General features: G+C 70.7%; 9 protein-coding genes and 1 pseudogene. 7 read left to right on the top strand and 3 right to left on the bottom strand.

Features of this window, described 5'->3' with window-relative positions:
* A pseudogene (locus JNB50_RS23900) lies at positions 1–144 on the bottom strand (UDP-glucose 6-dehydrogenase); the annotation flags it as partial.
* 445 nt (positions 145–589) lie between these two features.
* On the opposite strand from JNB50_RS23900, the gene JNB50_RS23895 reads away from it, so the two are divergent.
* Genes JNB50_RS23895 through JNB50_RS23875 form a run of 5 tightly spaced genes read left to right on the top strand, consistent with a single transcriptional unit; the run spans position 590 to position 4,127 of the window.
* Positions 590–1,123 (top strand): alternate-type signal peptide domain-containing protein, encoded by a 534-nt coding sequence (locus JNB50_RS23895; protein WP_208042592.1) that lies wholly within the window; start codon positions 590–592, stop codon positions 1,121–1,123.
* A 39-nt stretch (positions 1,124–1,162) separates the two neighbouring features.
* Entirely contained in the window at positions 1,163–1,720 is a 558-nt protein-coding gene (locus tag JNB50_RS23890; RefSeq protein WP_208042591.1) for a hypothetical protein, read from the top strand.
* Positions 1,721–1,764: 44 nt separating this feature from the next.
* Complete coding sequence (locus JNB50_RS23885; protein WP_208042590.1) at positions 1,765–2,781, top strand: RICIN domain-containing protein; 1,017 nt, start codon at positions 1,765–1,767, stop codon at positions 2,779–2,781.
* Positions 2,778–3,500 (top strand): hypothetical protein, encoded by a 723-nt coding sequence (locus tag JNB50_RS23880; protein ID WP_208042589.1) that lies wholly within the window; start codon positions 2,778–2,780, stop codon positions 3,498–3,500. The genes JNB50_RS23885 and JNB50_RS23880 overlap by 4 nt, the downstream gene beginning before the upstream one ends.
* Before the next feature lie 3 nt (positions 3,501–3,503).
* Positions 3,504–4,127, top strand: coding sequence for a signal peptidase I (locus JNB50_RS23875; RefSeq protein ID WP_208042588.1), 624 nt, complete (start codon positions 3,504–3,506; stop codon positions 4,125–4,127).
* On the opposite strand, the gene JNB50_RS23870 is transcribed toward JNB50_RS23875, so the two are convergent.
* Complete coding sequence (locus JNB50_RS23870) at positions 4,124–4,552, bottom strand: hypothetical protein (protein ID WP_208042587.1); 429 nt, start codon at positions 4,550–4,552, stop codon at positions 4,124–4,126. The two genes, JNB50_RS23875 and JNB50_RS23870, sit on opposite strands and share 4 nt — an antisense overlap.
* A gap of 479 nt (positions 4,553–5,031) precedes the next feature.
* Between JNB50_RS23870 and JNB50_RS23865 the strand changes: the two genes are divergently transcribed.
* Both JNB50_RS23865 and JNB50_RS23860 read left to right on the top strand, forming a co-directional pair.
* Entirely contained in the window at positions 5,032–7,668 is a 2,637-nt protein-coding gene (locus JNB50_RS23865) for a LuxR C-terminal-related transcriptional regulator (RefSeq protein ID WP_208042586.1), read from the top strand.
* Between the two features lie 23 nt (positions 7,669–7,691).
* Positions 7,692–8,069, top strand: a complete 378-nt coding sequence (locus JNB50_RS23860) for a twin-arginine translocase TatA/TatE family subunit (protein ID WP_208042585.1) — start codon at positions 7,692–7,694, stop codon at positions 8,067–8,069.
* Here JNB50_RS23860 and JNB50_RS23855 read toward each other — a convergent pair.
* A complete protein-coding gene (locus JNB50_RS23855; protein WP_307794856.1) occupies positions 8,057–8,572 on the bottom strand; it encodes a MarR family transcriptional regulator in 516 nt (171 codons plus the stop codon). The genes JNB50_RS23860 and JNB50_RS23855 overlap by 13 nt on opposite strands.

Here is an 8,572-nt window from a genome sequence, read left to right as displayed (position 1 = left end):
CTCGAAGAACGGCGCCCGCCCCGCCGACAACGCCGCGACCTTCACCCCATCCACATCCACACCCACCACGGTGTGACCCAAATCAGCCATCGCCGCAGCATGCACCGCACCCAAATAACCGACGCCGACGACGGAAAGTCTCACTGGATCGTTCTCCTCTGTGCCCGTTCAAACGCGGGGCCCGTTGTGGTCGTGGGACGGCCCGAAAGAACACGCGTCGAACGTGGCCGGTGCGGGTGCCGCTCGATGTCAGGGAGGCACCCGCACCACTCGCCGCCGGAGGGGATGATGGTGGCGGCGGGCCGACCGCGGCGATTCCCGAAATTCGTCGCGATGTGTGAAATTGTGTGCTCCAGTCCCAGCCGACCGCAATGGCCGGAGTGGGAATTCACCCACCCTCGGACCGAAGATCACCCGCTACCCGGCAATGCACGTTTTGCATGCATTTCACCTCGCTCTCGCCCCGGGGCTCACCCGATCCACAGCTACCGTGAACCGCACGTTCGGGGAAACGACGCTCGACCGGATCCGGGGGATCCGACCTCTCCGATCGACAGAGGAACTCATCAGAGAACGGTTGGAGAGATCGATGAACAGACTCACGAAAGGGCTGATCGCCGGCGGCGCGGGCTTGGCGCTGCTGATCGGATCGGCCGGCACCCTGGCGCTCTGGAACGATGCGGCGACGCTCAACGCGGGCGCCGTCGACTCCGGTGTGCTGACGGTGAACGCGACAGGGGGCACGTGGGACAACACGATCACCGCGTGGTCGCCAGGCGACACCGCCACCTACACCGCCGACGTGTCGATCGTCGCGCAGGGTGACAACCTGCACTCCCGGCTCTCCATCGACCCGTCGTCCATCACGGGGGACCCGGAGTTGCTCGCCGCCCTGCAGATCACGATGTCGGTCGGCACGACCTCGGGCGGCACGCTCACCCCGGTCGCCGGACAGCCGAACACGTTCGACGTGGTCTCCGCGGCGCCGACGACGACGGCTCCGATCACGGCGCCGGTAACGGTGACGGTCACCTTCCCCGCAGACTCGGTCACCGGAACGGTGGCGCAGGCCCAGTCCGTGCAGCTCAGCGGGCTCCAGTTCCTGCTGCAGCAGACACCCTGACGACGGCGCCATCGAACGCATTCCACGGGAGGGGCGGTGATGAGAGAACGACAGGCGAGACGGTCCCTGGTGCCTCCCGCCCTCCTGACCGCGTCGATCGCGCTCGTCGCAGGCATCAGCGTCGGGGGGAGCTACGCACTGTGGAACGGGGGAGCTCCCATCTCCGAGACGGAGGTCCGTTCCGGAACCCTGACGGCGACGGTCGCGGTCGGCGATACAGGCTCGCCGACCGCGACTTCGGCCGCGTTCGACCCGGCCGCGTTCGACGGGATGCTCCCGGGCGAGGCACGATCGGAGACTCTCACGGTGGGGAACACCGGGACGACGTCTTTCCTGGTGGCCGCGTCCGTGGATGCCGCCTCCGCGGCGAGTGCCGAGGTGTCGTGGGCGCTGGCTCCCGGTGCGTGCGCGGCTCCGGCTGCCGCTGCGATACCGCTCGGCGCGACGCCCGAGAACATCGGCGGCCCGCTGGCCGGCAGTGCGTTCGCGCCCTACTGCCTGACTGTCACGCTCGCCCCCGATGTCCCCGCGGACGCCGCGGGGACCACGGTGGCCGACTTCATGCTCATCCTCGACGCGAATCAGTACCGGTCATGACCGGACGGCTCAGCTCACGAACGCATCACAGGACCGTCCTCTCCGTGGCGGCCGTGCTCGCGGCCGTGTTCGCGGGGCCGGCCGCGATGGCCCTGTGGAGCGCCCAGGTCACCGTTTCGGGGCAGGTCACGGCGGCGCAGGTCACGAGTTCCGTGGGGCTCGCGCCGCAGACGGCGACGATCGCCAACGAGGCACTCTCGCGGGCATCCTTGGTCACGATCACCAACACCACGACAGGTTCGTCGCCCGTGGCTGCGCAGGTGCGGGCCGACCTCTCCGTCGATTCCGTTCTCAACCCGGGCATCCTCGTCACGGCCTGGCCGGTGCAGACTCCGGCGGAGTGCACGGATACGGCCGTCGCGCCGCCGGGCTCCGCAACGGGGCCATGGACCGACGGGCTGTCTGTGCAGGGCGACCCGGTCGTGCCGGGCGCGGAGTCCTACCTCTGCGTGCAGACCACGGGCACGACCAGCGCTTTCGGCATCGATGGCGGGACGCAGTCCTTCTCGCCGACCATCACGACAACACTGTCGGTGCACGGTTTCGCGGCGACGGCGACGACGGTGGCGACCTATACGACGCAGTGGATCTTCCGCGTCTTCACCTGGAGCAACGGGCGAGTCCATCAGATCCGGCCCGACAGCGACAGGACGTTGTGCTTGGACGCCGGCGCCGCAATGGGAATGCCGGTGACCTTGGCCGCCTGCCAGGGCACCGTCGCCACGCCGGGTCCGAACCAATTCTTCATCTGGACCACCGTTGCGCCCAACTACCAGACATTGACGGCGGGCAGAGCCGCGGGCGGTCTCGTGACGATCGACCCGGACCAGTCCTTGCGCACGCGCGCCGCCGGCGTGGGAGAGCAGACCTGGCAGCTCCAGCGGAGGACAGGCTCTGGCACCGCGTTCCAGGTCGTCTCGGGCAACGGACTGTGCTGGACTGCTCCGGCGGTGGCCGGCGGGCCGATGACAGCGGCCGTCTGCGATGGGTCTACGGCGCAGCAGTGGGCGTTCTTGCTCGTCTCCGAAGGCACGACCGGAAACCCGGAGGGCGGCGGATGAAGACCCTGACCGCCGCTCTGGTGATCGCCCTCGCCGGCCTGACCGGCGCCTCCGGATCGGGTGCGCACCCCGCCGCGTCGCCGGACCTCTACGTGCTCACGACCCAGGCGGACAGCGTCGTGCGGACCCCGCAATCGCTCTTCGACGGCTCGATCCTCGTCCCGGGCACGAGTGCGCACGATCGCTTCGCCGTGCAGAACGGCTCGGGCGCCCTCGCCTACCTCCGGGTCGCGTTGACGTCGGTCGACGTCCCCGACGACGACCTGCGTCGGTCGCTCTCGCTCGGCGTCTCGACGGAGCGCGAGTCCGGCCCTGTGGTGCCGCTCGACGGTTCCGGTTCGTGCGTCACCCTGCTCGCTCCCCAGCCCGTGGCCACCGGCGCGACCGTGAACGTCGATGCGGCCCTCGCGCTCGGCGACCTCACCGGAACCGCGGGACAATCCGAGCCGATCGGCTTCTCGCTCCTGGTGGTGCTGGACGCCGATCCCGCCGGCGCCGGCTGCGACACCCGACCGCCGGACGGGGGAGGCGGCACGAGACCTCCCGGCTCCGCAGAGCGCGAGCGCCCGGACCCGCTCGCCGCGACCGGGTCCGACATCCTGGCCGCCCTCTGGGCCGCCGCGGCGCTCGGAGGCGCGGGCACGGCCGCCGTTCTCATAGCGCGCGTGCGCAGGGCCACGCGCCGCAGAAGCCGCAACGCCCCGAGAGACGAGGGATGACGAATGGTCGTCGCGAACATCGCGCACGGACGACGGTCCGCCGGCGCGCGCAGCCCGGGCAGGCTCCCGCGGATCGTGCGTGCGGTCGGGAGGGCGGTCACCGCCGGCTTGCTGATCCTGGTGTGTGGACTGCTCGTGATGACGGTCGGCGTCCCCATCGCGACGGGTGCCGACACGTACACGGTGCTGACGCGGTCGATGGAACCCGGTCTTCCGCCCGGCACGCTCCTGGTCGTGCGCCCCACCGCGCACGACAGCCTCCACGTCGGTGACGTCGTGACCTATCAGCTCCATTCGGGCAAACCCGATGTCGTCACCCACCGCATCGTCCGCGTGGAGGCGAGCTCCGACGGGACCAAGCGATACATCACCCAGGGCGATGCCAATGCCGTCGCCGACGCGTCACCGGTGCGCGCCGAGCAAGTGCGGGGTCGGGTCTGGTACGCGATTCCGGCCGTCGGTTGGCTGGCGGTCGTGAAGAACAGCACGTCCCTGCAGCCGTGGCTGATCGGGGTCGGCGCCCTCCTGGTCCTCTACTCCCTCATCTCGATCGCCAGGTGGCTGCGCAGCCGGCGCCGCACCGCCGCCGCGCCCGTCGTCCACCGGGAGACGTACATCCCGCTCTAGGGATGCAGACGCGCCAACGGCTCGAGCGCGGCTGTCACGTCGTCGAGGACGTTCGGCGCGAGGTCGACCAGTTGCCGGTCCGCGACCTCCTGGATGCGGCGGGCGCGCAGCGTGAGGATCGGCCCGGCCATCGACGCCAGCGCAGGTGGGAGCGCACCGCCCTCCAGCAGGAACGACGCGGGAACGCCGAAGACCCCGGCCAATCCGGCGAACACCTCGTTCGAGGGGAGGGCGCCGCAGCCGCCGCCGACCAGCAGCGACCACTGGGACGGGCGCAGCGACAGGTTCTGCGGCTGGAGCGAACCCACCAGCTCCGCGTACGAGAAGGGCGCACCTCTGACCACCTCTGCGAAGTCCTGCAGCAGCTGGATCCGTCGGGCCAGGGCGGCTCTCGAGGGGTCGCCGTGAACGGTGTGCTCTGTCATCGAGCCTCCTCGGTGCCGGTGCGCCAGACGCCTCCACGGTCGCACGGGATCGGTGGGGTACCGGGTGCGGCGTGGGTCTTCGGCGTCGAGTTTCACCCGGGGATTCGTCCCGGCAGGATGTTCCGCCCAGTGGGCCAGCGGGTGAACGCACAGGTGACGATAAGGAACGCGACGTATGATCTCTACAATGTTACCCACAGACGTTGGGTGATTCACCGGATGAAGACCCCCATACGCGGGTGGCGTAGACCGCCGTGATGGTCTTCCGCTGAGCGGTATCCCTCGTAATCGGCCTGCGATCATCGCACATGCGCTCCTGGCGTCGCCCGACCGTTTCGGGGCGGACCAGCAGACCAGGGCCACAGCACGAGGGGGAGACACGGGATGAAGAAGACAAGGGTCGCGTCGCGACATGTGCGCGTTACGTTCCGCGCGGTAGCCGGATCGTACGCAGTGACACCCAGCCGAAGGAGTCCAGCATGACCACCACGCACCCGCACGAGACACGAGTGCACGAAACCGCCGCGGAGTCGTCGCGGCTTCCCCGCCTGTCGCGCTACACGATCGAGAGGCCGGCGCTGTTCGAACGCCTCGACCGCGCGCTCCGCGAACAGGCGACCATCGTCAGGGCTCCCGCGGGCTATGGCAAGACGTCCCTGGTCCGCAAGTGGCTCGACCGCACGGAGGACGCGAATCGCCCGTGGGCGACCTGGATCGACCTCGACCTCGTCAGCGGCGGGATCGACGGGTTCTGGGACGCCATGCACGCGGGGTTCGATCCGCATGACGAATCGGCGTTCTGGGACGCAGACCCGCTCGCCGCGACGCAGGACGGCATCGGCCGGCACATCGGGGCCGTCGTGCTCGTCCTCGACGGCTACACGCGCGGGTGGGACGGCCTGCTCTCGAGCGAGCTCGTCCAGCTGCTGCGTCGCACGCCCAACCTCCATCTCATGGTCCTCACCCGCGCGCTGACCTCCTTCGAAGCCCCCGCCCTCGCTGCGGTGTTCGACCTGGTCGTCGTACAGAACGACGACCTGGCCTTCGAGCGTCAGGAGCTCGACGAGGTCGTCCACCTCCTGGGCACCGAGGTCGAGCCGCGCGTGCTCGACCACGTCTGGAAGCGCAGCCACGGCTGGCCGCTGGCGGCGCGCGCGATGATCCGCGTGTTCGACGACCCGCGTGCCGTGCTGCCGGAGCCCGTCGTGGCACGGGCGCTGGAGGAGATCTCGGAGACGGTGGTGTCCGAGCTGCTCGCACAGGCACCGATCGGGGTGCAGGAACGGAGCGCCCTCCAGCGCGCCGCCGTCGCGCCGTACCTCGCGCCGCACATCGTCGCCCGGATCGGAACTGACGGCGCCGACGACGGCGCACTCTCCGTGGCGGAGTCGGCAGGGCTCGGCGTCTGGACGTACGCGCGCGGGCAGGGGCGCCTCGTCTACGAGTTCCTCGACCCGGTACGCGCCGTCCTCCGCTCCCAGCTCGAGGTCGAGTCGCCCGGCGAGGGCGACCGGCTGGCGGGTGAGCTCCTCGACGTGCTCGAGGCGAACGGCGATCCGATCACGGCGCTGCGCCAGGCGCTGCGGAGCAACGAGATCGTGGCGGCGGAGACCATCCTGGCCCGCAACTGGACGTCGGCCTTCACCGAGGAGGCGGACGACTACCTGCAGGAGCTCAGCGCGCTCGACCTCGGAGCGCTGCGCTCCTCGGTGATCCTGCTGACGGTGACGGGCCTCCTCCGCGAGAACGCCGGCGGCGACCCGCTCGGTGCCCTCGACTACTACCACGCCGCCGCGGAACCGCAGGCCCTGCGCGGTCGGCGGCTCGAGCCGGTGCGGCAGTACTGGACCGATCTGACCAGCATGATCGCGCTGCGCAAGGTGGGCAGGCTCTCGCAAGCCGACGACTTCCTCGCCGCACTGTCCGCTCCCGACCCAGCCGTGGCCGAACCTCCGCTGGCCTGGCTCGAGATCGGGCTCACCCAGCTGCGACTGGGCCGCGACCAGGAGGCCGCGACCGCGTTCGAGCGGGCCGCCATCGGAGCGGCAGACGATCCGAACCTCTACACGTATTCGACCGGCGCCGCGTCGCTCGCGTACGCCCTTCACGGTGAGATCGACAGGGCTCAGGCCGTCGCCACGCGGGTCGAGGCCTTCGTCGTCGGCGACCACACCCTCCGGCCGAGCGCCTTCATCCCCGTCGCCGTCGCGTCACGACTGATCGACACCGAGTCGCATCCGGAGGGCGCGACCGAGTCCCGCTCCCCTTGGGTGAACCTGGAGTCCGACCTCGGCGAGCTGCACAGCTACTCCGCGTACGCGGCGGCGCTCGGCGCGCTGGCATCGGGTGAGCTGGAGCAGGCGCAGCAGATCATCGACGCGGAGCTGCTGAGCAAGTGCGCCCACTCCCCGAGCAACAGCGAGCGGGCGCGCTTCGTTGCGCTGGAGGCCGACCTCCTGATGTCGCAGGGCAACCTCGTGGCCGCGCAGAAGCTCATCAAGTCGTTCCCGGACGGCACGAACGCCTTGCGGCCCGTCTCGGCCCGACTGCTGCTCATGTTCCGCGAGTACCGGAGCGCCCAGCTGCTGGCGGAAGCGGTGCTCGGGGAGGGCGCAGGTCCCCGGACGCGCGTGGAGATGCTCCTCGTGCAGGCCGAGGCGCTGCAGCGGCTGAAGAGCGCTCGGGCGGCGACGATCCGCCTCAACGCCCGTCAAGTCGCCGAGGCGAACAACCTCCTCACCCCGTTCGTGCTGACGATCGCGGGCCACCCCGCGCCCCCGCTCGCGGTGTCGGTCGACGGCGCAGGCGAGGGGACGGCGGAGACCGCGCTGGCCAAGGTCAAGCCGCTCTTCTCGGAGGCCGCCATGGCCGCGCAACTGACCCAGCGCGAGCGCATCGTGCTCGACCGGCTGCAGTCGACGGCGAGTCTGGAGTACATCGCACGGTCGCTGGTGGTCTCCATCAACACGGTGAAGACCCAGACGCGGAGCATCTACCGCAAGCTCGGGGCGAACTCCCGCGACGAGGCCGTCCGCATCGCCTACGACCTCGGGCTGCTGCGGCCGCGGCTTCCCCTCGGACGCAACCGCTACGAGGGTGACGACCGGATCGCCTGATCCGGTCGGGAGGGAGTGGGCGGATGTTCGGGAACCTCTTCAGCGGGTGGCACCTCGTCATCATCGTCGCCCTGGTGCTGCTGCTCTTCGGTGCCACCAAGCTGCCCGCGCTGGCGAAGGGCCTGGGCGAGTCGATCCGGATTCTGCGGAAGGAGTCGAAGCCGACGACGAAGGCGGAGCCCAGTGACGGTGGTGCGGGGTCTGGTGGTGCGGGGTCTGGCGGCGCGGGGGCTGGCGGCGCGGGGGCTGGCGGTGCAGAGGCCGGGGCCGGCCCAGGTGCCGAGGCACGTACGGGCGGTGCGGCTGACGCGGGCTCGGCGGACGCAGGCGGGGCGGACGCGCCCGCACCGTCCGCGGGTGCAGCGGACGACCCCGCGGTGGACCCGCCTCAGCGCGACTGACGCGCCGGGGACGCGGTGACGATCTGGATCAGCGCGGCGCGCAGCGCTTCGGGGTCGTCGACCCGCGGGAACACCTCGTCCTCCAGCCCGCGCACCGCCTCGAACGCTGCCCGGCCCGCGGGAGTCATCGCCACGATATGGCGCCGACGGTCGGCCGGATCGGGCGCGCGGGTGACGAGTCCTTCGCGTTCGAGCCGGTCCACGGTGCGCGACATGGTCTGCGCCTCCACTTGGGCGATCCGGGCGAGATCGGTCTGGGAGCGGATCCCGAGCTCGACGAAGTGCAGCACGATGAGGCCCGCATGGGTGAGCCCGCGGGCCTCGAGGGCGTCATGCCAGGCGCGTTCCACGGCCCGGGACGCGGCCCCGAGTAGCCGGCCCAACGGCCAGCCGTCCGGGCTGTGCCCCTCGGGGTCCGGCACCGCAGGCTCCTGCGTCTCCGGATTCCGCGCCTCCGGCTCGCGCGCCTCCGGTTCGCCGGCCGCCCTCGGCGCGCGCGCCAC

This window comes from Leifsonia sp. TF02-11 (assembly GCF_017565305.1).
Classification (GTDB): Bacteria; Actinomycetota; Actinomycetes; order Actinomycetales; family Microbacteriaceae; genus Leifsonia.
The sequence above is the reverse complement of the archived record's forward strand: the minus strand, read 5'-3'. Positions and strand labels throughout refer to the sequence as shown.